Raw genomic sequence first — 26,325 nt, forward strand, 5'->3', positions numbered from 1 at the left:
CGCCGCAAATCCACACGAAATGTCCCTTAAGCCCAGGTTGGGGGGCTTGGGGGTGCTGAGGCTCAATGCAAAAAGTTGACCCCGCATCCTACTCAAGCAGAATGCGGGGTCTATTCGGGGTGGCTGACGGGGCTCGAACCCGCGACACCCAGGATCACAACCTGGTGCTCTACCAGCTGAACTACAGCCACCATCGTTGCGGAAAGCAACGAGATACAGGTTAACCCACGTTCTCCGTTTTACAAAAACGCCTGGTAGTCGTTGGTAGTAGCCGCCTTGAGCTCCTCAGCTTCCGGGGTGGAGGGGCCGTTATCTGTGCGGAACACGCTGCGGCGATAAAAATCGAGCTCGCGAATGGACTCGATGATGTCCTGCAGGGCTCGATGTGCCATCCCCTTGTCGGGCTGGTTGTAATAGGCCCGCGGGTGCCAGCGGCGTGCCAGCTCCTTAATCGTGGAGACATCAATCATTCGGTAGTGCAGCGCGGCGTCCAGGCGCGGCATGTATTCGCGAATAAAGGTGCGGTCCGTAGCGATGGAATTGCCGGCAAGGGGTGCCGGATGATTGGCGTCGCAGTGCTTCTCGACGAGCTTCAGCACCGCCTCCTCTGCCTCCTTAATCGTGATTACAGATTCCCGAATCTCCTTGTCCAGCCCAGACTTCGCGTGCATCTCGGTGACGAAGTCATCCATCTGCGCGAGTTCTTCCTCCGTGGCGTGGACGACGAGGTCAATGCCCTCGTCGAGAATGTTCAGTTCGGCGTCGGTAATCACGGCGGCAACTTCCACGATCACGTGGCGCTTCGGATTAAGCCCGGTCATCTCCAGGTCGATCCAGACGAGGCGGTCGTTCTTAGCGGGGATATCACTCATGTCTTCCACCATAGTTTCTCTTGGGGCGTGGTCGGGAACGCGCGCTCTTGGCTCGGTGGGGGTAAGTGGGGGTGGGGGAAGAGTGCGCTTATCGAAATCGGTCTCTTAATCGATATGTGCTGGGGATTTGTGCTGGATGTCAATGTTGAGGGTGGCGCCTTCTCAACTTTTTTATGATTTCACGCACGAAAGTCGTCGTGGAAGGGGCATTATTAGGTCAGCCTTTAACGTGACGGCACTCACATATTGCGAAGGACGGTAACCTACCGATGTCAGCCTTTCTCGACACCCTCAACTCTTTGATTTGGTCACCAGCACTAGTCTTCCTGTGTCTTGGCGCGGGAATCTATTTCACCCTGGCCACCAAGTTCTTGCAGGTACGCTGCATTCCGGACATGATTAAGCAGCTGAAGGATGGTGAAAGCTCCGATTCGGGTGTCTCCTCCTTCCAGTCGCTGATGATTTCGCTAGCGGGCCGTGTCGGCGTGGGCAATATCGCGGGTGTTGCGACGGCTATTGCCTTCGGTGGCCCTGGCGCGGTGTTCTGGATGTGGGCCGTGGCCCTGCTGGGATCTGCCACCTCGTTTGTGGAATGTACTCTGGCGCAGGTTTATAAGGAGAAGGACCAGGACACCGGTGAGTACCGTGGTGGCCCGGCTTATTACATCGAGAAGGCCTACAAGCACACTAAGGCCGGCCCCTTCATGGTGGTTTATGGCATCGTCTTCGCCATTGCGATGATTCTGGCCACCAGCTACTTCCTGCCTGGTATCCAGGCGAACGGCGTGGCCGCTGCAGTCCAGAACGCTTGGGGTATTGAAGTCGGCTGGTCTGCCCTGGTTCTGGGCGGGATTCTAGCCATCATCATTATCGGTGGTGTCAAGCGCATCGCGAACTTCGCGTCCCTCGTGGTCCCGTTCATGGCTGGAGCCTACATTCTCTTTGCCATCATCATTCTGATCATGAACTTCAACCAGATTCCTGAGGTTTTCGGCATGATCTTCAAGTCTGCTTTCGGCGCCGAGCAGGCCTTCTCCGGCCTGTTGGGCTCGGCCATCATGTGGGGAGTCAAGCGCGGTATTTACTCCAACGAGGCTGGTCAGGGTACCGGTCCGCAGTCTGCTGCGGCCGCGGAGGTGTCCCACCCAGCTAAGCAGGGGTTCGTTCAGGCTTTCGCGGTCTACATCGATACCCTCTTCGTATGCTCCGCAACCGCCTTCATCATCATCTCTACCGACATGTACAAGGTCTTCGAGGGAGAGTCGGAGGATGGTCCTGTGCGCTACGCGGGCTCCATCCCGGATGGTATTGAGGTTGGGCCGGGCTTTGTCCAGCACGGCCTAGACACCCTGTTGGCAGGTTTCGGGCCGAGCTTCATTGCCATCGCCATCGCGTTCTTTGCCTTTACCACCGTCTTGGCCTACTACTACATGGCAGAGGTCAACCTGACCTACTTCAACCGCTGGATCAGCAACAAGACCACTCGTCGCGCGCTGGTGTGGCTCCTGCGCATTCTCCTCGTGGTGTCCGTGGTTATCGGTGCTACGACAACTCCAGGCGCTGCTTGGGCGCTGGGTGATATCGGCGTTGGCGCGACTGCATGGCTTAACATCATCGCCATCCTTTTCCTGCAGGTCCCTGCGCTCAAGTGCCTCAAAGACTACAGCGCACAGAAGGCTGCCGGAAAGGACCCGCAGTTTGACCCGGAGGCGCTAGGAATCAAGAACGCAGAGTTCTGGGTAGAGCGCAAGGTTGCCCGGCAGGAAGCCGCGCAGAAGGCTATCGCGGAGCAATCGCCGCTCCAAGGTAAGTAAAGCAATGCCCGCTCTCCTTGAAAAGGAGAGCGGGCATTGTCGTGTCCTAAGCCATCTTCGAATAGAAGCTGCCGATGAGCGGTGCAGCAATTGGGGTGGGCACAATCTTGCCCAGCGCGTTCATTGCTTTCGAAAGTGGCCCGGGGACCACGCGGCGCTGGTTGCGGGCCATGGCCTCCAGGGTTTCTTCAGAGCAAGACTCATAGGTGGTCCACAAGAAATCCGGGACGACCTTGTCCACGATCGATTGCTCTTCTTCAGGGATGACGGCATCGCGCACCGGGCCAGGGGCAAGCAGCGTGCAGGTCACGCCGGAGCCCTTGAGCTCGTAGTGCAGGGCCTCAGTAAAGGCGTTGACGCCGGCCTTGGTGAAAACATAGGTGGCGTTGTTTGGAATGGAAACGTTGCCCGCCGCCGAGCCCACATTGCAGATAGCGCCGCTGCGCCGCGGCAGCATCTGCTCCAGAGCAGCGCGCGTCAGACGGTGAACGGCCTTGCCGTTGAGGTCGAACTGCCGGGTTTCATAGTCCCAGTCCTGATCCATGAACTTGCCAAAGCTGGCGATACCCGCTGAGTTGACGATGATGGAAATTTCCTTGCCCGCCATGAACTCGATGACGCGGTCCACGTCCGCTGCCTCGGAGAGGTCCGCTGCCAGCGCAATGGCGTCCACCTCGTGGCGTGAGCGCAGATCCGCAGCGATGGACTCGAGGACGTCTTCGCGGCGTGCGACGAGGATGACGTTGTAGCCGCGGGCGGCCAGGTCCTTGGCCATCGCAGCGCCAATTCCCTGGCTAGCGCCGGTCAGCAGCGCATAGGAGGAGCGGGTAGGGGCGGGCAGCCCAGGGGAGTGAGCCATAAGCGGCATCCTTTCTCTCAGGGTGGGAAGGCTCCACCCAGCGTAGAGCAATCAGGGTTTAAATCAGGGTAAACACCGATGAATCCTCAGTCCCAACTCTGGATAATGGAAGGTGAAAGGAGAGATCATGAACAACCAACGTTTGACCCGTTCCACAACTGACACGATGCTCGGAGGTGTGTGCGGCGGCATCGCACACACCTACAACCTTGATCCGACCCTGGTGCGCATTCTCTTCGTTGTTGCGACCCTGCTGGGCTTCTCAGGCATTCTGCTCTACCTCATCCTCTGGGTTGTCATCCCAGTGGAGTAGTTACTGCAGCGGGCCCAGAGCCATGAACCGCTTCCACGTTTCCCACTCTTCGCGCAAGCGCGGCAAGGCGCTGGGTGGGGTGGCGGAGTCGTCGACAAGCACGGCGTCCTGCATGCGCACGCCGTTGTCGAAGAAGAGAGCCGCGTGCCCGGATGCCCCGTAGCGGAGGACCGGCACCAAGTTGAGCCCATCGAAAGACAGCGGGGCGTTGGGGCGCACATCGAGCCCCGCGATCGCCGCGAGCGTGGGTGCCAAGTCGAGCGGGGAGACGAGCTCTGTGCACTCTCCGGATTCTGCAACCCCGGGCCACAGGAGGGACATGGCGGCCTTATCTCCCTGCAGGGAAGACACCGCCACCACACCATCGAGGGTGTCCAGTAGCTGGGGGTTCGGCTGTTCGAGAAGACGAAAGACCTGCGAAGAAGCTGGCTGGGTATCCTCCCGAACCTCGAAGCCAGCGGCCTTGAAAATCTCCGTGATGCGCGTTGTGGCTCCGCGCTGTGGATATTGTCCGGTGAGCACCGCGCGGCGTGATGCCGCATAGCTTGGTGCCGGTACCCACGCGTTAGCGAAGCGCATACCGCGCAGCGCTGATTCCGGGGCGTGGTCAAAAGTCGCGAGGGTGATGTCCATGGAAGAGAGTCCAATCTGTGCCCAAAGGCCACTTTCTGAGGCTTAGTGAAGCCCTAGAAGTGGCCTTGACCTGCGTGCCCCCAGCAGGATTCGAACCCGCGACACATGGGGTAGAAACCCACTGCTCTAATCCACTGAGCTATGGAGGCGTACCGAAAACATCATAACGCACCGCTGCGGACCACCTGATTATCGGGCTATCGCTGGTGTTAGTTCTGCGCTGGTGTTGAGGAAGCAAATTCGGCAAGGCGGGCGGTGGCGGTGGTGAGGAGGGAATCGATCGAGGTAGCCACGCCGTAGAGATAATCCCCAGCCTCCGTGGTGTGGACTCCGCCGCGTCCGCGGGAAAGTAGCTTCACATTGAGATCTTTTTCAAGCTTGCGGACGGTCAGGCTCAAAGAAGGTTGTGTGAGCTGTAGCGCTTCCGCAGCTTGCGTGAAAGAACCGTGATCTACGACGGCCCGAAAGTGGTGAAGCTGGCGAGAGTCCATGAGAGCAGACTACACGAATGCTGAGAATAATTTACCTTTTAGGTAAGAGAACGTCTGTGGCGGTAGACTGCCCACCATGCACACTGAGAAAGAAAATCCCAGTTCACAGCACTTTCGGGGGCTGGCGCACTCGGGGTCGGGAGCGCAGCCTTCCCGCTTGTTGAATTTTTCTTTCGTCGTCTTCGCGGGCCTCGTGGGAGGAATTATTTCCTTGTTCTTTCTCGCGGATTCGCTTGCCGCCCTGGGCATCCCCGACCCAGGCCGCATGACAACGTTCGGCCTTCCCTTCTTCCGTGCGGTTGCCTGGATGCTCATGGCGCTAGCCATCGGTTCATTTATGTCCAGTGCCTTCTTGATTTACCCGGCCGTGCCGGACAAGGACAACGAGCGTCTCATCGAGGCTGGCCTGACCGTCGATGGGCACATTGCGGCGCGCACCGGCGCGTGGGCCGCCGTGGGCGCTGCGGTGGTGTCGTTGATTGAGGTTCCCCTCGTGATGTCGGACCTCACCGGTACCCCGTTGGGCCAAGTCCTCAACCCAGAGCTGATGGGCATGGCGGTGGGGCAGATTGCCACGTCGCAAGTGTGGCTGCTCACCGCGGGAATCGCAGCGCTCGTTGCCATCATGGGCTTTGTTGCGCGCACCTGGGCGGGACAGGTTGCCACGTTCTTCCTGTCGCTGTTGTTGACGGTGCCCCTCGGCATGGAGGGTCACTCGGCCTCCGGCGGCGATCATGATTACGGTACGAACTCGCTGCTATTGCACCTTTTCTTCATCATGCTGTGGGTCGGCGGGCTCATGGGTCTCATTGCGCATGGCCGCCGCCTAGGCCCTGACATGGGCGTGGCGGTTCGCCGCTACTCTACGGTTGCGCTGCTGTCCATTGTGGGGCTGGCGGCGACCGGTGTGGTCAACGCGCTCATCCGCGTTGAGCTAGGGGATTTATTCACCACTCGCTATGGCTTGCTGGTGTTGAGCAAAACAGTGCTCACCGTGGTGCTCGCGGCCATCGGCTTTGTGCATCGCCGGGTCACCATTCCCCAGCTGCAACGCGCGCCGCGCCTGTTCATCCGGGTGGCCGTGGTGGAGGTTCTCATCATGGCGGCCACAGTCGGCGTGGCCATCTCGATGGGCCGTACACCGCCCCCGCCGCCGCGGGATCCGAACCTCAACGCCATGCAGATCCTCGTGGGCTACGAGCTTTTCGACGCCCCCACAGCCACCAACGTGTGGACCATGTTCCGCTTTGATCTCATGTTTGGCTCGCTCGGACTCGTACTAGCCGGCTTCTACCTGTACGCGCTCTGGCGTCTGAAGCAGCGTGGGCTGACGTGGTCGGCGGTGCGTACTACCTGGTTCCTTGTGGGCTCACTGGGCCTGACGCTGATCCTGAGCAATGGCATCGGCCTATACATGCCGGCGCTGTACTCCATGCACATGTTGGTGCACATGATTCTGTCGATGGCAATTCCCCTGTGCCTCGTGTTGGGCGCCCCAGTGACCCTGGTGATGGAAGCCTTTGAGCCGGGTGAGCCGGGCAAGCCCACGCTTCACGACGCCGCCGTCGCCCTCACCAAATCCCGTACCCTGCGTGTGCTCACGCACCCAGCGGTCAATGTCCTGCAGTTCCTGGCCATCCTCTACGTGCTCTACCTCTTCCCGAGCTTCTATGAGGTCGCCATTTCGGAACATGCAGGGCACGTCATCATGAACTGGGTCTTCTTGATTTCCGGCTATATCTACCACTGGGAGGTCATCGGCCCGGATCCGCTGCCGTGGCGCGCGCCCACGGGCGTTCGCCTGTTGATTCTGTTTGTGTCGATGCCCCTGCACCTCTTCGCCGGTGTTTATCTCATGCAGATGCAGGTGATTCTTGGTTTGGACTTCTATGAATCCTTGAACCTGCCGTGGAACCCGGACTTTGTGAAGGACCAGCGGACCGGCGGCGGCATTTCTTGGGGATTCGGCCAATTCCCGCTGGTGATTGTGTTCGGCTCACTATTCCGGGACTGGCTGCGGGAAGATCGCGCGACTGCTCGGCGCTATGATGCTAAGGCAGACGTGGACGGCGATGCTGATCTGGAACGCTATAACGCGATGCTCAAGCAAATGGGGGAAGGCGACGAATCTAGCTTCCGCCAGCACTAGGGGTGCCAGCACGAGAGAGCTGGCGCGTCCAGGGTGATGGAAAGGGTACTTCTGCCTGGATAAACGGATTTTTTGTTGACGCTTGCAACAAGTTATCCACAGGTTGCTGGCGGAGTCATTGCGGGTGCTGTTCCTGGTGGCAAAGATGCGAGGTAAGGGAGGCGCATCGCTTCCTCAACCGCAAGAAAGCTACCAGCCATGACCAGCAAAGGAATCAAGCAATGTCTCAATACCCAATTTCCATTACAGGACGTCTGACTCACGACCCGCACCTGACCAAAATCAGCGACACCATGTATAAGGCCCGCATCCGTATCGCTTCTTCCCGCAGCGTTCCGGAGAAAGACGAGGAAGGCAAAACCGTATGGCGGGAGCTGGATCTCAACTTTATCGATGGAGAAGTGTGGGGGCAGTGCGCCATCAACGTGAAGAAGTCACTGTTTAAGGGCATGCCCGTCTTCGTTATGGGCTCCATCGTGACTGACCGGTGGGAAGATCAGCACGGTGCGAAGCGCTCTAGGACCTATATCAAAATCGCCCACGTGGGCCTGGACCTCAACCGCTTCTGCATCACCTCTACAAAGATCGGTACCTCCTATGGTGAGGAGGGCAGCGAAGCCCTCTGGCTAGGGGAGAATCCGCCGGTTTTGGACGTGGATTACACGGCGCCGCCGAGCGATTCACAGAACGCAAGGGATACGCAGAACACAGAGAGCACAGAAGGCTCGGAGAGTGCAACGGAAGAAGCAATGCCAGCTGCATTGCGGCCGGGAGATACTCCGCAGGACACCGCGGCGGACCGTCAGCAAGCGCAGTCCGGGGCTAAGCCATACCTTGAACCGGAGCCAGAAGAAGCGATGGTCTAAGGACAAAGGACTACCGCCGCCCATGTCATGTAGTCTTTGTACTGTTATTTACCAATCCTGACAGAAGCAAAGGGTGAAACATGGGCGAATTCATCTACACGATGAAAAACGTGCGTAAGGCCATCGGTGACAAGGTTATTTTGGACAACGTCACCATGGCTTTCTACCCGGGCGCCAAGATCGGCGTCGTGGGCCCCAACGGTGCAGGTAAGTCCTCGATCCTGAAGATTATGGCCGGACTGGATCAGCCTTCCAACGGTGAGGCATTCATCGATCCGGGCAAGACCGTCGGCATCCTCCTCCAGGAGCCGCCGCTCAACGAGGAAAAGACGGTCCGTGAGAACGTCGAAGAGGGCCTTGGAGAAATTTTCCAGAAGAAGCAGCGCTTCGAAGAAATTGCCGAAGAGATGGCCACCAACTACTCCGATGAACTCATGGAGGAGATGGGCAAGCTCCAGGAGGAGCTGGATGCTGCCGATGCCTGGGAAGTGGATTCCAAGATCGAGCAGGCCATGGAAGCACTGCGCTGCCCGCCGTCCGATGACCCGGTGACCAACCTCTCCGGTGGCGAGCGCCGCCGCGTCGCGCTGGCCAAGCTGCTGCTGAGCGAGCCGGACCTGCTGCTGCTCGACGAGCCCACTAACCACCTTGACGCCGAGTCCGTCCAGTGGCTGGAGAAGCACCTCGAGAGCTATCCAGGCGCTGTCCTCGCCGTGACCCACGACCGTTACTTCCTCGACCACGTCGCGGGCTGGATCTGTGAGGTGGACCGCGGCAAGCTCTACCCCTACGAGGGCAACTACTCCACCTACCTGGAGAAGAAGGCCGAGCGTCTCGAGATTGCTGGCGCTAAGGACAAGAAGCTGCAGAAGCGCCTCAAGGACGAGCTCGCGTGGGTTCGCTCCGGTGCGAAGGCCCGCCAAGCCAAGAACAAGGCTCGTCTCCAGCGCTACGAGGAAATGGCTGCGGAGGCCGAGCAGTACAAGAAGCTCGACTTCGAAGAGATTCAGATTCCGACTCCGCCGCGCCTGGGCAACAAGGTCGTGGAGGTCAAGAACCTGACCAAGGGCTTCGACGGCCGTGTCCTCATCAAGGATCTTTCCTTCACCTTGCCGCGCAACGGCATCGTCGGTGTTATCGGGCCGAACGGTGTGGGTAAGTCCACCCTGTTCAAGACCATCGTGGGCTTGGAGCAGCCGGATTCGGGTTCCGTTGACGTCGGCGAGACCGTTAAGCTGTCTTATGTTGACCAGGGCCGCGAGAACATCGACCCGGAGGCCACCGTGTGGGAGGTCGTCTCCGACGGGCTGGATTACATCCACGTCGGTCAGAACGAGATGCCGTCCCGCGCCTACCTCTCCGCTTTCGGTTTCAAGGGTGCTGACCAGCAAAAGCCTTCCAAGGTCCTCTCCGGTGGTGAGCGTAACCGCCTGAACCTGGCCTTGACCCTCAAGGAAGGCGGCAACCTGATCCTTCTCGATGAGCCGACCAACGACTTGGACGTGGAAACCCTGGGCTCCCTGGAAAACGCCCTGGAGAAGTTCCCTGGCTGCGCCGTGGTCATCTCCCACGATCGCTGGTTCCTCGACCGCACCTGTACTCACATCTTGGCGTGGGAGGGCAACGTCGCAGAAGGCCAGTGGTTCTGGTTCGAGGGCAACTTCGGCGACTACGAGAAGAACAAGGTCGAGCGTCTCGGCGAGGAGGCTGCACGCCCGTCCCGCGTTACCCACCGTAAGCTCAGCCGCTAGGGCCTTTAAGTCCCTAGCGTTAAAGCACGAACTCCGGAAGGAACCTGGAATGTCCGCTCAGAATGTTGTGTCGGAGGAGACCAAGGACAACGTCCACGCGCTTACTGTGGGCGTGCGCTGGTCGGACTTTGACATGTACGGCCACATGATGAATGCCAACTTCATTGAGCTGGCGCAGGAGGCGCGCTTGGCTTTTGCCATGCACCACTTCTACGCACGTGGCATCAATATGGTGGCTTTCGTTCGTCACATCGAAGCGGACTATGTCCGCCCCATCAAGTGGGATGGACGCCATGGAACGGTGACGGTGGAAACCACGGTGGTGCGCCTCGGCACCACGTCTTTCACCACTCGCCAGACGATCAAGGATGCGCAGGGCCAAGTGGCCTGCGTCATTGATTGCGTGCAGGTCACCATTGACCCGGATACTCAGATGCCGCGAGAGGTCTCTGAGCAGGAGCGCAACATTATCCTGGAGCACGCTGTCGTCGAGCTTGAGCAGCAGTAATGGAGCGCGAAACTCTGACATTGCGCAGCGGTGGGGTAGGGCTGCGCGCCCTCCTCTCCCGCGCGACGGGGCTGGATGCATCCGCAGCGGTGCGCCTGCGTCAGTACGACACCAACCAGGCTGAGGTCTTTGTGACCACGCCGTTCGACGTCGTCGTGGCTCGGCGTTGCGAGGGGACCGTGGGCCGCGACGGTGCCGTGGTGTCGGCGCAGGCGCTTCTCGATGCCCTCCACACCGCCCCTGATTCCCTCGGCCACGAGGGAGGCGTGGAACTTGATTTAGGTCCAGCACGTGATCCGTCCTGGCCGGGGGCCTTGCCGCCGGCACAGGGTTTTAAGGAGATCGACTCGCTGCCAGTCGACGTTGTCCGTGAACTCGCGGACAAGGGCCGCCAGCTGGCCCGCCAATTCTCCGGGCCGATGGGACCTCCGAAGAGCCTGCTGAATCAGACGGTGCTCACCGTGAATGATGCGGAGACTCAGGTGGAGATTCCTATGCGGATGATTTTCGCCTGCACGAGCTTGGGGCTCATCCCGGGCTTTGCCGCCTCACTCGAGATCCCCCGCCACCTTCGCGTGGCGGGCAAGGGGCGCTGGGTGCGCCTTGATGCGCCCTATGGCAGCGTCTACCACTCGACGCGGCTGTCCTTGTTCTAAAGGTCTAAAGCAGTGCGTACCCCGCCAGTGCGGCGCCTACGGCGACCGTCCACGGCGGGGCTTTGCATAAGAGTGCTATTCCTGTGCCCACTGCGATGAGCGCCGAGGCCCACCCCGTAACTCCGTGAGTGATGATGGGGCTTACAGGACCGTACATCGCGCAGTGTGCTCATGCTCCGCATACTAGCGTCTGACGGGGAGCCGTGCCTGCTGAGCAGGAACAACACATCTAAGGGGTGATCTGCGTTACCCTAAAGGGGTCGAATTCTTTTTCTTCAGCAAAAGGAGATGGCTCGAAGCATGCGTATTGGCGTACCCAAAGAAATCATGAATAACGAAAACCGCGTCGCGCTTACCCCCAGCGCGGCCGGGACGCTGGTGAAGGATGGCCATGAGGTTGTAGTGGAAACAACGGCCGGGGAAGGTGCTTCTTTTCCGGACTCCAGCTATGAAGAGGTCGGCGCGACCATCGTTCCCTCCGCAGCGGAGGCCTGGGCTGCGGATATGGTGGTCAAGGTTAAAGAGCCACTCGAGTCAGAATATGGATATCTGCGCGAGGACCTCCTGCTGTTCACCTACCTGCACTTGGCTGCGGACCGCCCGTTGACGGAAGCGCTGATCACATCGGGGACGACGGCCGTAGCCTATGAAACCGTGACCGATTCTCGCGGCACCCTACCACTGTTGACCCCGATGTCCCAGGTTGCTGGTCGTCTTGCCGTAATCGAGGGCGCGCACCATCTGCTCTCCACCGAAGGTGGGCGAGGTTTGCTGGTTGCTGGCGTACCAGGCACGCGGCCAGCCCGCGTTGTCGTTATCGGTGGTGGCCAAGTGGGGGCGTCGGCAGTGGCAATGGCGCACGGCCTGCGCGGCGAGGTGACGGTGTTGGACCTTGACCCGCACGTGTTGCAGCGCTTCGATGAGCAGTATCAGGGCAGCGTGCGCACGATTGTGTCGGATCCGGCGGCGCTCGAGGCTGAGTTGCTGGAGGCGGACTTGGTTATCGGCGCGGTGTTGGTTCCAGGTGCTGCGGCGCCGAAGTTGGTGCGCGAAGATGTGGTCGAGCGGATGAAGAAGGGCGCTGTGCTTGTCGACGTCGCCATTGACCAAGGCGGCTGCTTTGAAAACTCCCGAAAGACCTCGCACGACGAGCCCACCTTCAAGGTGCACGACACGATCTTCTACTGCGTGGCCAACATGCCGGGCGCGGTAGCGAATACCTCCGCCCGGGCGTTGGGCTCTGCCACGCTGCCCTATATGCGTGCAGTGGCTGCTGATGGCTTTGACGGTGCGGTTGAGCGCTACCCAGGCTTGGGCGATGGACTCATGACTCGTGGGGGAGAGCTGCTGTCCCAGCCGGTAAAGGACGCCTTCGGGCTTTAGGGAGCGCGGTTGATGAGCATCGCCGCCACTCGCTCCATGTGGTCCCAAATCATGGCGCGATAGGCCGGCGGGATGGTCTCCTCGTCGATCTGCGCCAAGGAGTTGCCCATGAGCTCGAGCCAGCGATCATGGGCGGCCATGTCGATGGGGTAGGGCGCATGGCGCATGCGCAGGCGAGGGTGGCCGCGCTGCTCGGAAAAGAGCTGTGGCCCTCCCCAATACTGCACAAGGAACCAGGTCAGGCGCTGTTCTGATCCCTCCCAGTCCTGCTGTGGGTACATCGGGCCGATGAGATCATCCTCGCGCACCTGGGCGTAGAAACCGCCGACGAGTTTCTCAAAGGTCTCCATTCCGCCGACGGCGTCGTACACGCTCGTTGGTTGCACGCCTAATCTTCCTTTCTCGTCAGGCTGGGTTCTTCCAGATCAAAGATAGCCATCCCCCGCGGGTAGGGCGTGGTAATTCCTTCCGTGTGCATGGCGGTGAGGATTTTCGCCTGCATGGCGCGCTGCACATCCCACTGCTTGCCCGGTAGCGTCTTGACGGAAACGCGGTAGGACATGTGGTCCACTTCCAGGCCAGACATGCCGTTGACCGTGGGGGTGGCCAGGATGAAGTCCTTGATGTCGGAGTCGCGGGCGGCTTCTTCTGCTGCGGTGGTGATGACGTCGACTGCTCGGGTGGGGTCGTTGCTCAGCGCGATGGGGACCTGGACGCGGGCTACGGAGTAGCGGTCGGAGTGGTTGGCCACCTGCAGGATTTCGCCATTGCGGACGTACCATAGCGCGCCATCGATGTCGCGGACCGTGGTGATACGCAGGGAAATGGACTCTACATCGCCGAAGACCCCGTTGCCGAGGTCGATGGTGTCACCGATGCCGTACTGGTCCTCCATGAGCATGAAAATGCCGGAGAGGAAGTCCTTGACCAGCGCCTGGGCACCGAAACCAAGGGCGACACCAACCACGCCGGCTGAGGCCACGAGCGGGGCGACGTTGACTCCGAGCTTGTCTAAGATGGCCAGCACTGCCCAGACCCAGACGAATATGGCGACCGCGGAGCGGCCGACGCCGGCGAGAGTCTGGATGCGGGAGGTGCGCCGTGCCTCTTGCGTTTTCTCGAGCGCCTTATCGGTTGTTCGGTGAGCTTTGCGAGGGGAGAGCGGCGAGCTGAGCTTGCCCTTCTTGATGCTGTTGTCTGCCAGTTTGGTGATGAGCCGACGCAGCAGCCAGCTACCGATGATGGCGACTATGAGGATGAGCGCGATGCCGATGGGTTTGTCTATGAGCCAGGACTGCATGTTTTCTGTCTGCCACCAGCGGGTGACCGCGTCGACAGCCCCGTCGCTCTGCTCGGCGGAGGCGCTTAGGTATGCGGTTGATCTGGTCACGTGTGTCCTTTCTGCTATCGCTCACGTCTGACGCCTACCGATGGTAGGGAAGAGAGTTGAATATAAAAAGCTAGTCTTTCTCGCAACTGAACAGCTTGGTCTAGACTTGTGCCTCATGACTGACAACCGCACTCTTGGCTTTTCTTCCCGTTCCATCCATGCCGGTTACCAGCCGGATCCTTACATGGGATCCATCAACGTACCGATTTACGCTTCCACCACGTACCAGCAGGATGGCCTCGCGCAGCTGCGCGGCGGCTACGAGTATGGCCGCGTGGCCAACCCCACCGTTCATTCCCTAGAGAAGACCCTCGCGGCGCTAGAGAATGCCGAGTATGCTCGCTGTTTCGCCACGGGCATGGCGGCCGTCGATACCCTCATCCGTATCATCGTGCGCCCAGGTGACCACGTGATTTTGGGTAACGATGCCTACGGCGGCATGTACCGTCTCCTGCACCATGACTACGGTGAGTGGGGCATCGAGCTGTCCATCGTTAATACCGCCGATACCGCGGCGGTGGAGGCGGCGTTGAAGGAGAACACCAAGCTCATTTGGTTGGAGACCCCGACCAATCCGGCGACGACGATCACGGATATCGCTGCGGTCACTAAGGCAGTCAAGGCGGCTGGCGACGTCCAGATTGTCGTCGACAACACTTTCGCCACTCCCTACCTGCAGAACCCTCTGGAGCTGGGCGCGGATCACGTTCTGCACTCCACCACGAAGTACCTGGGCGGCCACTCGGATGTGCTGGGTGGTGCGGTCGTGACCAACTCCGCTGAGATGGATGAGCGCCTGGCGTACTTCCAGGGCAACGTCGGCGCGGTGTCTTCGCCTTTTGACGCCTACCTCACCGCCCGCGGCATAAAGACCCTGGAGGTTCGCATGGATCGCCACTGCTCCAATGCACAGGCCGTGGCGGAATTCCTGGAGTCCCGCCCGGAGGTCAAGCAGGTTCTCTACCCGGGCCTGCCCTCGCATCCGGGCCACGAGCTGGCGAAGAAGCAGATGCGCGGCTTTGGCGGCATGATGTCCGTGCGCTTCCATAGCGAGGAGCATGCTCGCCAGATCTGTCTCAACACCAAGCTCATCTCATTGGCGGAGTCACTCGGCGGTGTGGAGTCCCTCATCGAGCACCCACAGAACATGACCCATATCTCCGCGGAAGGCTCCGAACTCGTCCCGCCGGCAGACCTCGTGCGCATCTCCGTGGGCATTGAGTCCATTGATGACCTGCTCGCGGACTTGGAGCAAGCCCTCGACGCCCTTCACTAGCAACCTTGTCGGAGACTCACTATGACAGATACGGCACAACCGCTGAGGTCCTTTAGCGATGAGGTGGATGCAGCACGAGAGTTCTGGGCCGCATATTTCGACGAGATTCCAGTTCCATTGGCGAATGGTTCCGATGAACCCACCGAGGAATTTACTCAATTCCTGCAAGGAACCCACCCCGAGTACCCGCAGGCCACTGTTGCGTCACGAGGTAAAGACGTGGAAGCTTTCTTGAAGTCCTGCATGCACGAGCGGGACTTTGCCGCCTTTACTGAGTGGAATGCAGATGCGCTCAATGGCGACAGCCTTAACCTCGAAAGCCCGACGTTTAAGGAGTATCTTTGCGGCTCGGTCTACGCTCCTGCTGACGCCTTTAAGAAGTGCATTAACGCTGAATTCAAGGATGAGCGCATCACGGAGAATACCGAGACAATTAAGGCGGCGTTTAGCGCGGGCGCTGTGAAGAATGCCGCGCGCCTTACGCGAACCGTTCCGGAATCCTTGTCTGTCAAGCTTCCACCAGATCGCGGTATTGAGCACATCCGCATCCTGTGGCTGCTGAAGAATCCAGGATATGGCGGAAATGACGTCATCAGGCTCGCACAAGATGGTACGGAAGGCGTACCAAATACAGCAAAAGGGGGAGAGGCCTTTACTCCCTTCATCAGGGATCAAGGCAATGTCGCGGCGCTATTTTCGGATGATGCCGACAACGCTCGGCTGCCCTGGGACATTGCGGATACTAAAGGGTGGTATTTCGATCGCGCACGGTTCTACCTCTTAGATGAGTGCGATAAGAAAGAGCCTGTTTCGTGGAATGAGGTCATTCCGGAACGCCCACAATCGGGTGAGCGAGCACGCGACATCGTGCGAATGGAGATGTTCCCCTACAGGACAAAGGCGGCCGGTGACATCCCCAAAGTTATTGACAGCAAAAACAAGAAGGGACAGCTTCTACCGTCTCAGGAACTCGTATTCAGATGCCTCATCGCCTTCCTTAGTGAGGCCGAACACGGCTACATCATTTGCGCCCGTGACCCGCAACTATGGAGAAAAGTAATCGGGGCATATATCGATGCGAACCCTTCCTTGGGAATTGATAAGGATTCGATCCTTGCGGCGTTTACGAGCCACGTGTGGGAGTTTAAGGGGCAGAACGCGCTCCTCAATGTGAAGAATCTAGTTCCGCCATTAGATAGCCGCGTTGCGGACCTGCAACAAGTCTTCGCACGTCAATAGCACGCGGCCCCGAGGAGTGGCTCGGGGCCGCCCTACTTAAATTAGAGAGCGTTAAGCAGGGAGCCGGCCGTGCGGTCGGTTTCTTGCAGCATGAGCGGATCGGTGCCCGGCATGGGGGAGATGGTGGTATCCGGCCACTGCGAATAGGTGGGGATGCCGACGATGTGCAGGCGCGGGTCCTCGGTGCCGCCGGGGTTGACCACGCGGCGGTTCCACGTCGTCTCCGGCGAGCCGGTGGCCTGCCCGTGGTCGACGAACGCGCGAACACGTCCGTTGAGGGATACCGCAAGTGGGTCGCCGGCGCGGCGGACATCGGGGGAGTGCATCCAGGCGTCGATAAGCCAGGTGGAGGAAGCCTCACCGTGCGCGGTGCGCAGCGTGAACTTCTCACCGATCTCCAGCTGGGGGCGCTGGCCCAGGAAGGTGACGAGGCCGGCGTCGACAAGCGCCAGCAGCTGTCGGGTGCGGAAGAGCGGCGGGCCGGAGCCCACCATCTGTCCGAAGGCCATGAACTCCTTGTAGGTGCTGGTCCGGGACTCCCACGTCATCCGGCCCTCCGAGCCGGCGATGGAGGAGGGCTTGCGCGCGGCTGAGATGGCCCACAGCGCGGACTTCAGCGGGGAATCGGCGGCGGCGACGGCCTCCCGGATATCGCGGGCGAGGCCCTCGGCGATGTACTCGGTGATCTCGGCGCCCTCCGCGCTGTCGAAGTCCGCCAGCGGGTTCGCCCAGTGGGCAAGGTCGAGGGGGTCAGTCGATGTGCCCTCCAGCGTCACGCGCAGCTGATCCGCCATGCCTCGGAGATCTGGGGCGGTGAGCTCCGTGGAATCAATCGTGGCGAGGATATCCGCAAGCGGGCGCTGCAGGGCATCTGGGAATACACGAGCCTGGTTCTCGTAGTATTCGGCGTAGGAATCACGCAGAATGTGCGGTAGCAGCTGCGTGCTAAAGTCCAGCTCCGCTTCCGGATCAAGCGCGACGACCGCGGCGCGGAAGCGGGTCAGCTCAGCCTTTGGTGGCAGCGCGTGATACTCCGACTTCGGGATATAAGGGTAGCCGCGGCCGGAGGAGACGATGAAGTGCGGTTCCTCGCCGTTGGGCTCGTAGCGCAAGCCAGACCGGGTGGAGGGATCCTCGACGAACTCGCCGCCGCGGTCGATGGTGAGCAGCGCCATGACGTCGAAGAAGCCCATGCCCAGGCCCCGAACTAGGACCTTCTCGCCCGCAGGAACCTCAGACACCGGTTGCTCCACCGGGTTATCTGGGCGCACCCAGTGCAGGCCGGAATCTGCGGCCTCCGCCAGGGCACGCTCGGACTCGGTCAGGGCAGGCACTTGCCAGCCATAAGCCAGGACGGTGGCATCGGCGGTGACGGTGGTGCCGTCGGAAAGCTCGATGGCGTCCTGTTCACCGCGCTCCTCTACGGACAACGCGCGGGCGCGGTGCTGGACGACGTCCACGCTCTCCGGCAGCTGAGCCAGCGCAACCTCGAAGACCCACTCCAAGTAGGCGCCGTAGAGCGCGCGGGAAGGGTTGGATTCCGGGCGGGTCTGTGCGAGCTCTGTGGCAAATGAGGCGGCGAGCCCCTCGCGCGGCGGGTGGGAATCATAAAGCTTTAGCTTGGCGGGCGCGATGTCGGGGCGCTCGCCGCGCAGAAGCTGGATCCACTCGTAGAGAATGGGACCCTCCAGCACCGGCGCGGTGGTCGTGGAATCAGGCTCGGTGAATAACGTGACCGCGCCAGCCAGGGTGTTCATGCACAGCGTGCGGGTCTGATCCGTATCCCAAATGCGGCCGGCGCCCAGCGGGGCATCGTCGATGATGTGGAGTCGCAGGGGTGAATGAAGGGGGGTCGCGCGCAGATGAGCCGCAAGGCGCTCGACCAGCGAGATACCGCGCGGGCCGGCCCCGACGATGGCGATGGCGGGCATATAAATCAACCTCAAACTTTTAGACTGTGCTGTCTAGTGGAATAATACCGCTCAGTATGCGTTGTGTTAAATCCAGAGACACAGCACAAACCGACTACCGACTTTCTGAAAGCATTACCGTGAAAACTCTACGCGCACTCGCCGCCACCCTGGCAGCAGCCCTCGCCTTAGCGGGCTGCTCTGCCGCGGATCGGCCGGACGGGGAGGATAACGTCCTCACCTACCTCGAGCCGCAATTCTTCCGCACGCTCTATCCGCCGGCCGCCGGCTTTTACCCCAACGGTGGCGTGGTCAACCAGCTGACCGACCGCCTCCTCTACCAAGACCCCGAGACCCTGGAACTCTCGCCATGGATCGCCACGGAGATGCCCAAGGTCAACGCCGATGCCACGGAATACACGTTTACTATCCGCACCGACGTCACCTACTCCGATGGTTCTCCTTTGACCGCCGAGAACGTCGTGGCCAACTTCGACCTCTTCGGCCGCGGCGATAAATCCCGCACGCTGACCAGCTCCGAGCAGATCGCCAACTATGACCGCGGCGAAGTCGTGGACGAGGACACCGTGAAGTTCTACTTCACTCAGCCCTCCCCGGGTTTCCTCCAAGCCACCTCCGCCTATAACGCCGGCCTGCTCTCTGATTCCACGTTGGCTCTAGACAACGAGGGCTTCGGCCCCGGCAACGCGGTCAACGTTATTGGCTCTGGCCCCTTTGTAGTGGAGTCGGAAGAAATCGGCACCGACCTCAAGCTCAAGACCCGTGAGGACTACGACTGGGCCCCACCAGCGGCCAAGCACCAGGGCCGCGCGGAGATCGACGGCGTCCACTACATCCTCGCCGCCGAGGAATCGGTGCGCACCGGAGCAATCCTTTCCGGCCAGGCCGATATCGCCCGCCAGATCTCCGCCCCGCAGGAGCCGCTGCTGAAAGAACAAGGTGTTGACATCGTCTCACGCGGCACGAACTCCATGAACAACCAGTTCGCCTTCCGCTGCGACCACCCGCTGCTGCACGACAAGCGCGTGCGCGAGGCCATCATCCACGGCGTGGACCGCGAGGAGATCCTTCGCGTGCTCTTCTCCGAGTCCTACCCGCTCGCCACCTCCTCCGTGGCCGAGACCGGCCTGGCGTATAAGGACCAGTCCGCCGCCTATACCTTCGACCCGGAGGAATCCAAGCGCCTTCTCGATGAGGCCGGATGGGAGCCCGGGCCCGATGGCATCCGCGTCAAGGACGGCCAGCGCCTCGTCCTGCGCACCAACACCGCGTTGCCGCAGCCGCGCTCCAAGGAAGTCATGACCATGATGCAGGATCAGCTGCGCGCCCTGGGCATTGGTATCCAGGTCAATGCTGGTGACCAGGCCACCCAGAATGCCGATGCCAAGGACATCAACAAGGTGCAGATCTACCACTCGATGGTGGGCCGCGCCGACTACGACGTCATCACCTCGCTCTACGGCATCAACAACCGCGATGCCTTCCTCAACCAGGACGCGGAGGGCAATCCCATCGACGAACACCTGCAGGAGCTTCTCGACGCCGTCCTCGATACCCCCGATAAAGAAGGCCGCATCAAGGCCACGGAAGAGGTCCAGGACTACCTCACCGAGCAGGCCTATGTGCTCCCGCTCTTCGAGGAACCCGTGGTTTATGCCGTGCGGCCGGGCATTTCGGGTTTTAGTCCGGAATCGGTGGCGCGCCCGTGGTTCTACGAGGTCAGCATCGACGCCGCGCCGCAACGCGCAGCATCGAATGAGGAGGAGAAATAAATGACAACTCGCCAGATTTTCAGCCGCATTGGGCAGGCCCTCCTCGTGCTGCTCATTACCTACACCGTGGCCTTCCTGCTTCTGTCGGCGCTGCCGTCGGATGCCGTGCAGTCCCGCTTCGGCGACCCCGCTCTGGGCCTATCCCAGGCGGAGATTGATGCCATTCGGGATGAGATGGGCGCGGACAAGCCGCTTGTGGTGCAGTACTTCACGTCCCTGGGTGGCTTCCTTACCGGGCACTTTGGTAACTCGACGCAGTCGGGCGCCCCGGTAGCTACGCTGCTTGCCGACGCCCTTCCCCACACCCTCATCCTCGCCGCCAGCGCCATCGGCGTGGCACTCATCGTGGCCGTGCTCGTTGCCTTCCTAGCGACGCTGCCGGGGCTCGGTGCCATCGGTTCCTTCTTCCGAGGCCTGCCTTCCTTCATGGTCTCTCTGCCGGGATTCTGGATTGCCATCCTGCTCATCCAGTTCTTCTCCTTCCAGCTGGGCTGGGTGCGCGTTATCGAACCCGGCAGCGTGGAGGGCCTCATCCTACCTACCCTGACGCTGTCGGTGCCCATGGCCGCGCCGTTGATTCAGGTGCTGATTCGCTCCATCGACGAGACGCAATCACGGCCCTTCGTTCAAGCGGTACGCGCACGCGGTGCCTCGGAGTCCGGGATTTTCTGGCGCACCGTCTTGCGTAACTCGTTGCTGCCTACCTTGACCATGGCGGGCCTGCTCTTCGGTGAACTCGTTGGCGGTGCCGTGGTGACCGAAACCGTCTTCGGCCGCACCGGCTTGGGATACATGGTGGCCCAGGCCGTGGCTAACCGCGATACCCCGGTTCTGTTGGCAGTGGTTCTCATCGCCGCCACTTCCTACATCATCATCAACCTCGTGGTGGACCTGCTCTACCCGGTGCTGGACCCGCGCCTGCGCGCCAGCACCTCGGAACGCAGTTCTGCTCACCGCACAGATTCCGCCGCCACTCCGGCGACTGACTCCTCGGCCACTACTTCGGAAAGGACGGTGCGCTCATGAGCATGACGCACACTAAGCCGCTGCGTTCTACACGGGCGCCGCGCCGCCAGACCTCTAACCCGTGGCTCGCGCCGGGTTCCATCATCGCCATCGTGATCCTCGCGATCGCTTTCTTGGCGGCCCTGTTCCCGAGCTTGTTTACCTCAGCAGACCCTTATGCGGGCACCGATGTGGCCCTGTTGCCGCCGGGAGAGTCCGGGCACATCATGGGAACGGACGCGGTGGGACGCGATCTCTACGCGCGCATCATTTACGGTGCCCGCCAGTCGCTGCTTGGCGCGCTGATCGCCGTGGCTGTTGGCCTGGTCGCCGGTACGCTGATCGGACTTCTCGCCGGCTCTTTGCGCGGAGCGGTGGATACCGTCCTCATGCGCGTGGTCGACGTGTTGCTGTCCATCCCGGGCATCCTGCTGTCGCTGTCCATCATCATCGTGCTGGGCTTTGGTTCCGTACAGGCGGCGGTGGCTGTCGGTGCGACCTCGGTGGCGACCTTCGCGCGCTTGGCCCGCTCCCAGGTAATCTCCGTAGCCAGCTCGGACTACATCGAGGCCGCGTACGGTGCGGGCGCCACCCACGCCACCGTGCTCTTCCGCCATATCCTTCCCAATTCACTCACCCCGGTTATTGCCCTGGCCACCCTTCAATTCGGCACCGCCATTCTGCAGCTGTCGATCCTCGGCTTCCTGGGCTACGGCGCCCCGCCTCCGACCCCGGAGTGGGGGCTTATCATCGCCGAGGGCCGCGACTTCATGGCCACCGCCTGGTGGCTCATTATTCTGCCCGGTATCGCGCTGGTGGCCGTGGTGATGTCCGCCAACCGTCTGTCCCAGAACTTCCCCGTGGAGGCCTAACATGTCTGTTTCAAAGAATGCAGCGCAGCCCCTGCTGCACGTGCGGGACCTCAACGTGTCCTATTCCACCGCAGGTGGTGACGTTCCCGCGGTCCAGGGCGTCAGCCTCGAGGTGCACCCGGGGCAGATGACCGCCATCGTGGGCGAGTCCGGCTCCGGCAAGACCACCTCCGCCATGGCAGCCATCGGTTTGCTGCCCTCGAATGCCACCATCGGCGCCGGAACCATCACCTTCGATGGCCGCGATATCACTTCGCTGCGCCGCCGTCAGTGGCGTGAGCTGCGAGGGCGACGCATCGGGCTGATCCCGCAGGACCCCAATAACTCCCTCAACCCGGTCCAGACCATCGGCGCCTCGGTGGAGGAGGGGCTGCGCATCCACAAGGTCGGCAGCGCTGCAGAGCGCAAGGCTAAGGCACTGGAGCTGTTGGAGCGCGTCGGCATCGATGACCCTGCGCGCCGCTATCACCAGTACCCGCATGAGCTGTCCGGCGGCATGAAGCAGCGCGTACTCATTGCCGCTGCGGTGGCACTGGAGCCGGACCTCATCATCGCCGACGAGCCCACCTCTGCTCTCGATGTCACCGTGCAGAAGATCATCCTCGACCTCCTCGATGACATGCGCGCAGAGCTCGGCATGGGCATCCTCTTCATTACCCACGACCTAGCCGTGGCCGGTGACCGCGCCGACCGCGTCGTGGTCATGGAGTCTGGCCAGCTGCGCGAGGAAGGCCTAGCCGCCACAGTACTGACCAACCCGCGCCACGACTACACCAAACGCCTGCTTGCCGACGCCCCCTCCCTCACCGTCGCCGACGCCGGCACGTCAACTGCCCGCGCCGTCGCACCCCAGGGCAACCTAAGCACTCAGCGTGCTTCATCTGAATCTACCGGCGCGCCGACTACTCGCGCTGCCGGCGAACCTTTGGTGCGCGTCGAAGGCCTGACCCAGCGCTTCGGTGATTTCACCGCGGTCGATGACATCTCCTTCACCGTGGCTAAGGGCTCGACCCACGCTATCGTGGGCGAGTCCGGCTCCGGCAAGACCACCACCGGGCGCAGCATCGCCATGTTCAACACCCCGACCTCCGGCAACATCACCGTCGGCGGGCGCGACATCGTAGGCCTGCGCGGCAAGGCCTCGCGCGAAGAGCGCAACAACATCCAGCTGGTCTATCAGAACCCCTATGGCTCGCTGGACCCCAAGCAGACGATTGGCCAGACGGTGGCGGAGCCGCTGCGGAATTTGAAGGGGGCGTCGGCAAGCAGCGCGAAAGCCAAGGCCAAAGAGTTCCTCGAGCTGGTCGCCCTTAACCCGGATTATTATGACCGGCGCCCGCGCGAGCTCTCCGGCGGTCAGCGCCAGCGCGTGGCCATCGCCCGGGCGATGATTGTGGAGCCGGAGCTGGTCATCCTCGACGAGGCCGTTTCCGCCCTCGACGTCACCGTGCAGGCCCAAATCCTGCGGCTGCTTGCCCGGCTACAGGAGGAGCTTGGCCTGACCTACATCTTCATCTCGCACGACCTAGCTGTGGTCAACCAGATCTCCGATACCGTGTCCGTGCTCTCAAAGGGCCAGCAGGTGGAATGCGGGCCCACGGCCGAGGTCTTTAGCAACCCGCAATCACCGTTTACCCGCAAGCTTATCGAGGCCATCCCCGGCTCGCGCTACCGCGCCGGTGACCTCAACCTCGGCCTGTAGCCTGGGGCCAATCAAGAAAGGATTAGTTCATGGCAGACATTATTAACCTACTGGCGGATGCAAGCGAGGACGTCGCCCAGCTGCGCGAGCGCCGGCCTGAAGCTAAGGAGAATGCGCAGGCCTCCTTCGCCGCGCTCCTTGAGCCTAAAGAGCCCGGCACGTTCAGCTATGCGGAGCGCTACGCCATCGCGACGTTTGTTGCTGGCATTTACCAGGCTCCGCAGGCGGTGGAGTTCTATTCCGACCTGCTGGCGGAGGAATCGGAGGAGCTCGCCGCAGAAGTAGCCCGCGCGGTGGAGCGCGGCATCACCACCGGCCCATACTCTGGTGGCGGCTTCACACTTTTCGACGGCTCGCCACGTCTCGCCGCCGCCCTCGACTTCGCCCACCTTCTGGCTTTCCACCCCAAGGACGCATCCCCGGACGCGATTGGTCACCTCCAGGCAGCCGGATGGTCCAACGATGACATCGTGACGCTGGGACAGCTCGTGAGCTTCCTGTCCTTCCAACTGCGTGTGGCGCACGGATTGTCTGTGCTGGCCGGTGCCGCCCAGCCCACGCCTGTGACTGCGGCGCCGCGTCCCACCCAGACTCCGGAGTGGGTGCCGGGGGAGGGGACGTTGGTGCCGGACGTCGTCAAGCCGCAGGGCTTTGTGGCACACACCCTAGGCTGGAAGCCGTGGGTGCCGCCGCAGCCAAAGGAGGAGTTCACCGACGCGCAGCGTGACGCGCTGATTAAGCCCGAGCGCATCGACATGGAGTACTTCAGCCTGCTGGCCCGCGACCCGGCAGCGCTCAAGGCGCGCACGCTGACGGACCTGGACATTTTCTACAACACCGACGGCGGATTGGGGCGCGCCCAGCGTGAGCTGGCCGCCACGGTGGTCTCGCGCCTCAATGGCTGCGAGTACTGCGCATCGGTACACCAGCAGCGCGCCAAGGAGGAGGGCGGTGACGCCGCAGCGATTGACCGCCTGCTCGACGAGGGCGTTTCTGCTGACCTGGGCTCGGCGCAGTGGTCCGCCATCCGTGACGCCGCCCTGGCCCTGACCGAGTCGCCCTTTGCGTTCGACGCCTCCCACGTGGATGGTCTCCGCGAGGTGGGTTTCGATACGCTGGCAATCATCGATGTCATCAACTCCTCCGCGTTCTTCAACTGGGCAAATCGCCTGATGTTGACGCTGGGGGAGCCGGATGTGCCGAAGCGCTTCCGCTAACTGAAGGAGGAACAATCATGGTGAAGACTGCCGTTGTGACCGGGGCAACCGGTGGAATGGGCAGGGAGATCATCAAGGACCTTGCGCGAGACCACCGCGTGTATGCACTAGGCCGGCGCGCCGGGGAGCTGCCGGAGGCAGAGAACATCGTGCCGGTGGGCATCGACCTGCTGTCGCTACTTGATGGTGCGGCGCTTCCCACCGAGCTTTCTGAACTGGAGCGCGTGGACGTGCTCGTGCATGCGGCGGCACGGGCGGATAAGCGCTCAGTGGAAAGCGCTAGCCCGGAAGATTGGCGTGCGCAGATGGACCTCAACGTGCACGTGCCAGCAGAGCTGACCCGCCTTCTGCTGCCTGCGCTGCGTGCGGCGGAGGGCCTCGCGGTGTTCATCAACTCCGGTGCCGGCATCCACTCCTATGGTGACAACGTCATTTACGCCGCCACGAAGCACGCACTCTACGCGCTTGCCGACGGCCTCCGCCTCGGCGAACTCGGCATCCGCGTGTCCACCGTCGCGCCGGGTCCGACGGATACCCCGATGCTGCAGGGCTTGCAGGATTACAATCCGGAGCATGTCATCGCCCCGGTCGAGGTGGCGAAGGCTATTCGCACCACCGTTGATGCTGGGCCGACGACGCAGCTCACTGAGATCCGTGTGCGCCCGCGCATTGAGTTGAACCAGCGTAAGTAGGTGGCGCGTTTTCTCTCAAGATGCGAAAAACCCAGCACACGGTACAGTTATGAGGCGTGTCCACCTCTCAACGTCGCCGCCCCGCCTATTTGGTGATCGCGGATTCGCTTAGGAGCAAGATTGAATCCGGCGAATTAAAGCCGGGTGACCGTTTTCCCACCGAGCGGGAATTGGTTCAGGAATACAAGGTGGCGCGCATGACGGTGCGCCACGCGCTGGACATCGTCCAGATTGAGGGCCTCATTGACCGCAAGCGCGGGCGCACCGGTGGCACCTTCGTGCGTGCCACCCCGCCCACGTTGAGCCTGACGAGTGGCCGCAGTGCCCTCGATCAATTGCGTGAACATGGCCTCGATGTTGAGGTGCGGGTGCTGTCGCTGATGTTCATTGATGCTCCCGGGCACCTTGCTTCCGCCTTTGGGATTGAGGAGGGGGATTCCCTGTGGGAGTGCCGTACGGTGCAGGTGTCGGCGGGCTCGCCCATCATGGCCTCCACGCTCTTTATCCCGCAAATCTTGGCACCAGGACTTACGGAAGAGGATGTGCAGAAGCCACTGACCGAGCTGTTGACGGAGCTTGACCTGACACCCGTTTTTAAGCGCGATTCCCTCGTGCCTGCCACCGCGCGCACGGAGGAACAAAAGGCCCTGGGCGTGGGGCGCAACCAGCCGGTCCTACGCATTACGAGAACCATCAAGGCAGAGGGCGGCGTCGTAGCCGCTCAGCTGGAAGAGACCCTGCGCCCTGATGCGGCCACGGTGGAGGTCGTCATTGGCGAGGATCCCACGCCGACCCTCGACTAGACACCAGCGAGGGCAGCGCCATAAGTTTTCCCCGCCGGGAATACGAACGTGTACTCCAGGAAACCCGCCAACCACCATCGGGTTGGTGGGTCTCGTTCTTTAAGAGCTAAAGGGCCCGCTGCTCCCGCTGT

General features: G+C 61.4%; 24 protein-coding genes and 2 tRNA genes. 17 read left to right on the plus strand and 9 right to left on the minus strand.

The window, feature by feature from the left end:
• Positions 1–118 precede the first annotated feature (118 nt).
• Positions 119–191 (minus strand) — tRNA-His (locus HMPREF2781_RS05180).
• Positions 192–239: 48 nt separating this feature from the next.
• Complete coding sequence (gene orn, locus HMPREF2781_RS05185) at positions 240–872, minus strand: oligoribonuclease (protein WP_246821778.1); 633 nt, start codon at positions 870–872, stop codon at positions 240–242.
• Between the two features lie 269 nt (positions 873–1,141).
• Here orn and HMPREF2781_RS05190 point away from each other — a divergent pair, with 269 nt between their 5' ends.
• Positions 1,142–2,686: an alanine/glycine:cation symporter family protein gene (locus HMPREF2781_RS05190; RefSeq protein WP_070644643.1), complete on the plus strand. Its 1,545-nt coding sequence runs from the start codon at positions 1,142–1,144 to the stop codon at positions 2,684–2,686.
• Positions 2,687–2,732: 46 nt separating this feature from the next.
• Here HMPREF2781_RS05190 and cmrA read toward each other — a convergent pair whose 3' ends face one another.
• Complete coding sequence (cmrA, locus tag HMPREF2781_RS05195) at positions 2,733–3,545, minus strand: mycolate reductase (RefSeq protein ID WP_070644644.1); 813 nt, start codon at positions 3,543–3,545, stop codon at positions 2,733–2,735.
• Between the two features lie 127 nt (positions 3,546–3,672).
• On the opposite strand from cmrA, the gene HMPREF2781_RS05200 reads away from it, so the two are divergent.
• Positions 3,673–3,858 carry a PspC domain-containing protein gene (locus HMPREF2781_RS05200; protein WP_070443435.1) on the plus strand — a complete coding sequence of 62 codons (186 nt, stop codon included), beginning with the start codon at positions 3,673–3,675 and terminating at the stop codon, positions 3,856–3,858.
• On the opposite strand, the gene HMPREF2781_RS05205 is transcribed toward HMPREF2781_RS05200, so the two are convergent.
• The 3 genes from HMPREF2781_RS05205 to HMPREF2781_RS05215 form a co-directional block, all read right to left on the minus strand.
• Positions 3,859–4,491 (minus strand): alkaline phosphatase family protein, encoded by a 633-nt coding sequence (locus HMPREF2781_RS05205; protein ID WP_070443437.1) that lies wholly within the window; start codon positions 4,489–4,491, stop codon positions 3,859–3,861.
• Positions 4,492–4,566: 75 nt separating this feature from the next.
• Positions 4,567–4,640: transfer RNA gene (locus HMPREF2781_RS05210), tRNA-Arg, on the minus strand.
• A gap of 60 nt (positions 4,641–4,700) precedes the next feature.
• On the minus strand, positions 4,701–4,982 hold the full coding sequence (locus tag HMPREF2781_RS05215) for a LysR family transcriptional regulator (RefSeq protein ID WP_070443549.1): 282 nt from the start codon (positions 4,980–4,982) through the stop codon (positions 4,701–4,703).
• A gap of 76 nt (positions 4,983–5,058) precedes the next feature.
• Between HMPREF2781_RS05215 and HMPREF2781_RS05220 the strand changes: the two genes are divergently transcribed.
• From HMPREF2781_RS05220 to ald, 6 genes are all read left to right on the plus strand, one after another.
• Positions 5,059–7,131 carry a bifunctional copper resistance protein CopD/cytochrome c oxidase assembly protein gene (locus HMPREF2781_RS05220; protein ID WP_070644645.1) on the plus strand — a complete coding sequence of 691 codons (2,073 nt, stop codon included), beginning with the start codon at positions 5,059–5,061 and terminating at the stop codon, positions 7,129–7,131.
• A 221-nt stretch (positions 7,132–7,352) separates the two neighbouring features.
• Complete coding sequence (locus tag HMPREF2781_RS05225) at positions 7,353–7,997, plus strand: single-stranded DNA-binding protein (protein WP_070644646.1); 645 nt, start codon at positions 7,353–7,355, stop codon at positions 7,995–7,997.
• Positions 7,998–8,077: 80 nt separating this feature from the next.
• On the plus strand, positions 8,078–9,748 hold the full coding sequence (ettA, locus tag HMPREF2781_RS05230) for an energy-dependent translational throttle protein EttA (protein ID WP_070443559.1): 1,671 nt from the start codon (positions 8,078–8,080) through the stop codon (positions 9,746–9,748).
• Between the two features lie 49 nt (positions 9,749–9,797).
• Positions 9,798–10,256 carry an acyl-CoA thioesterase gene (locus HMPREF2781_RS05235; protein ID WP_070644647.1) on the plus strand — a complete coding sequence of 153 codons (459 nt, stop codon included), beginning with the start codon at positions 9,798–9,800 and terminating at the stop codon, positions 10,254–10,256.
• On the plus strand, positions 10,256–10,912 hold the full coding sequence (locus HMPREF2781_RS05240; protein WP_070644648.1) for a DUF8185 domain-containing protein: 657 nt from the start codon (positions 10,256–10,258) through the stop codon (positions 10,910–10,912). The genes HMPREF2781_RS05235 and HMPREF2781_RS05240 overlap by 1 nt, the downstream gene beginning before the upstream one ends.
• A 300-nt stretch (positions 10,913–11,212) precedes the next feature.
• Positions 11,213–12,295, plus strand: coding sequence for an alanine dehydrogenase (gene ald, locus HMPREF2781_RS05245; protein ID WP_070644649.1), 1,083 nt, complete (start codon positions 11,213–11,215; stop codon positions 12,293–12,295).
• Here the strand turns inward: ald and HMPREF2781_RS05250 are convergent.
• Together HMPREF2781_RS05250 and HMPREF2781_RS05255 are read right to left on the minus strand one after the other, a co-directional pair.
• The gene (locus tag HMPREF2781_RS05250; protein WP_070443600.1) at positions 12,292–12,681 is read right to left on the minus strand and encodes a globin; all 390 of its coding nucleotides are present in this window, start codon (positions 12,679–12,681) and stop codon (positions 12,292–12,294) included. The genes ald and HMPREF2781_RS05250 overlap by 4 nt on opposite strands.
• Before the next feature lie 2 nt (positions 12,682–12,683).
• Positions 12,684–13,685, minus strand: a complete 1,002-nt coding sequence (locus HMPREF2781_RS05255) for a mechanosensitive ion channel family protein (RefSeq protein WP_070644650.1) — start codon at positions 13,683–13,685, stop codon at positions 12,684–12,686.
• Positions 13,686–13,800: 115 nt separating this feature from the next.
• Here HMPREF2781_RS05255 and HMPREF2781_RS05260 point away from each other — a divergent pair, with 115 nt between their 5' ends.
• Positions 13,801–14,961 (plus strand): cystathionine gamma-synthase, encoded by a 1,161-nt coding sequence (locus HMPREF2781_RS05260; protein ID WP_070644651.1) that lies wholly within the window; start codon positions 13,801–13,803, stop codon positions 14,959–14,961.
• A gap of 21 nt (positions 14,962–14,982) precedes the next feature.
• The gene (locus HMPREF2781_RS05265; protein ID WP_070644652.1) at positions 14,983–16,200 is read left to right on the plus strand and encodes a hypothetical protein; all 1,218 of its coding nucleotides are present in this window, start codon (positions 14,983–14,985) and stop codon (positions 16,198–16,200) included.
• A 41-nt stretch (positions 16,201–16,241) separates the two neighbouring features.
• Here the strand turns inward: HMPREF2781_RS05265 and HMPREF2781_RS05270 are convergent, their stop codons facing one another.
• Positions 16,242–18,131 carry an FAD/NAD(P)-binding protein gene (locus HMPREF2781_RS05270; RefSeq protein WP_070644653.1) on the minus strand — a complete coding sequence of 630 codons (1,890 nt, stop codon included), beginning with the start codon at positions 18,129–18,131 and terminating at the stop codon, positions 16,242–16,244.
• A gap of 56 nt (positions 18,132–18,187) precedes the next feature.
• On the opposite strand from HMPREF2781_RS05270, the gene HMPREF2781_RS05275 reads away from it, so the two are divergent.
• From HMPREF2781_RS05275 to HMPREF2781_RS05305, 7 genes are read left to right on the plus strand one after another with little or no spacing between them, the layout of a single operon-like run.
• Positions 18,188–19,903, plus strand: coding sequence for a TIGR04028 family ABC transporter substrate-binding protein (locus HMPREF2781_RS05275; protein ID WP_246821779.1), 1,716 nt, complete (start codon positions 18,188–18,190; stop codon positions 19,901–19,903).
• Entirely contained in the window at positions 19,904–20,929 is a 1,026-nt protein-coding gene (locus HMPREF2781_RS05280; RefSeq protein WP_070644655.1) for an ABC transporter permease, read from the plus strand.
• Positions 20,926–21,780: an ABC transporter permease gene (locus HMPREF2781_RS05285; protein ID WP_070644656.1), complete on the plus strand. Its 855-nt coding sequence runs from the start codon at positions 20,926–20,928 to the stop codon at positions 21,778–21,780. Before HMPREF2781_RS05280 ends, HMPREF2781_RS05285 begins: the two co-directional genes overlap by 4 nt.
• Position 21,781: 1 nt before the next feature.
• A complete protein-coding gene (locus HMPREF2781_RS05290) occupies positions 21,782–23,482 on the plus strand; it encodes a dipeptide ABC transporter ATP-binding protein (RefSeq protein ID WP_070644657.1) in 1,701 nt (566 codons plus the stop codon).
• A gap of 29 nt (positions 23,483–23,511) precedes the next feature.
• The gene (locus tag HMPREF2781_RS05295; RefSeq protein WP_070644658.1) at positions 23,512–24,699 is read left to right on the plus strand and encodes an alkylhydroperoxidase domain protein; all 1,188 of its coding nucleotides are present in this window, start codon (positions 23,512–23,514) and stop codon (positions 24,697–24,699) included.
• Between the two features lie 17 nt (positions 24,700–24,716).
• Positions 24,717–25,391, plus strand: a complete 675-nt coding sequence (locus tag HMPREF2781_RS05300) for an SDR family oxidoreductase (RefSeq protein ID WP_070644659.1) — start codon at positions 24,717–24,719, stop codon at positions 25,389–25,391.
• 56 nt (positions 25,392–25,447) lie between these two features.
• Positions 25,448–26,194 (plus strand): GntR family transcriptional regulator, encoded by a 747-nt coding sequence (locus HMPREF2781_RS05305; protein WP_070644660.1) that lies wholly within the window; start codon positions 25,448–25,450, stop codon positions 26,192–26,194.
• Positions 26,195–26,325 lie beyond the last annotated feature (131 nt).

It is taken from the genome of Corynebacterium sp. HMSC062A03 (assembly GCF_001811145.1).
Classification (GTDB): Bacteria; Actinomycetota; Actinomycetes; order Mycobacteriales; family Mycobacteriaceae; genus Corynebacterium; species Corynebacterium aurimucosum.

Bases quoted from the DNA above. Each gene is read 5' to 3' on its own strand.
- HMPREF2781_RS05220 (WP_070644645.1), top strand. From the start codon at position 5,059: ATGCACACTGAGAAAGAAAATCCCAGTTCACAGCACTTTCGGGGGCTG.
- HMPREF2781_RS05290 (WP_070644657.1), top strand. From the start codon at position 21,782: ATGTCTGTTTCAAAGAATGCAGCGCAGCCCCTGCTGCACGTGCGGGAC.
- HMPREF2781_RS05190 (WP_070644643.1), top strand. From the start codon at position 1,142: ATGTCAGCCTTTCTCGACACCCTCAACTCTTTGATTTGGTCACCAGCA.
- ald (WP_070644649.1), top strand. From the start codon at position 11,213: ATGCGTATTGGCGTACCCAAAGAAATCATGAATAACGAAAACCGCGTC.
- orn (WP_246821778.1), bottom strand. From the start codon at position 872: ATGAGTGATATCCCCGCTAAGAACGACCGCCTCGTCTGGATCGACCTG.
- HMPREF2781_RS05285 (WP_070644656.1), top strand. From the start codon at position 20,926: ATGAGCATGACGCACACTAAGCCGCTGCGTTCTACACGGGCGCCGCGC.
- HMPREF2781_RS05265 (WP_070644652.1), top strand. From the start codon at position 14,983: ATGACAGATACGGCACAACCGCTGAGGTCCTTTAGCGATGAGGTGGAT.
- HMPREF2781_RS05300 (WP_070644659.1), top strand. From the start codon at position 24,717: ATGGTGAAGACTGCCGTTGTGACCGGGGCAACCGGTGGAATGGGCAGG.
- HMPREF2781_RS05200 (WP_070443435.1), top strand. From the start codon at position 3,673: ATGAACAACCAACGTTTGACCCGTTCCACAACTGACACGATGCTCGGA.
- HMPREF2781_RS05270 (WP_070644653.1), bottom strand. From the start codon at position 18,131: ATGCCCGCCATCGCCATCGTCGGGGCCGGCCCGCGCGGTATCTCGCTG.
- HMPREF2781_RS05280 (WP_070644655.1), top strand. From the start codon at position 19,904: ATGACAACTCGCCAGATTTTCAGCCGCATTGGGCAGGCCCTCCTCGTG.
- HMPREF2781_RS05235 (WP_070644647.1), top strand. From the start codon at position 9,798: ATGTCCGCTCAGAATGTTGTGTCGGAGGAGACCAAGGACAACGTCCAC.
- HMPREF2781_RS05205 (WP_070443437.1), bottom strand. From the start codon at position 4,491: ATGGACATCACCCTCGCGACTTTTGACCACGCCCCGGAATCAGCGCTG.
- HMPREF2781_RS05295 (WP_070644658.1), top strand. From the start codon at position 23,512: ATGGCAGACATTATTAACCTACTGGCGGATGCAAGCGAGGACGTCGCC.
- HMPREF2781_RS05275 (WP_246821779.1), top strand. From the start codon at position 18,188: ATGCGTTGTGTTAAATCCAGAGACACAGCACAAACCGACTACCGACTT.
- cmrA (WP_070644644.1), bottom strand. From the start codon at position 3,545: ATGGCTCACTCCCCTGGGCTGCCCGCCCCTACCCGCTCCTCCTATGCG.
- HMPREF2781_RS05260 (WP_070644651.1), top strand. From the start codon at position 13,801: ATGACTGACAACCGCACTCTTGGCTTTTCTTCCCGTTCCATCCATGCC.
- HMPREF2781_RS05225 (WP_070644646.1), top strand. From the start codon at position 7,353: ATGTCTCAATACCCAATTTCCATTACAGGACGTCTGACTCACGACCCG.
- HMPREF2781_RS05240 (WP_070644648.1), top strand. From the start codon at position 10,256: ATGGAGCGCGAAACTCTGACATTGCGCAGCGGTGGGGTAGGGCTGCGC.
- ettA (WP_070443559.1), top strand. From the start codon at position 8,078: ATGGGCGAATTCATCTACACGATGAAAAACGTGCGTAAGGCCATCGGT.
- HMPREF2781_RS05215 (WP_070443549.1), bottom strand. From the start codon at position 4,982: ATGGACTCTCGCCAGCTTCACCACTTTCGGGCCGTCGTAGATCACGGT.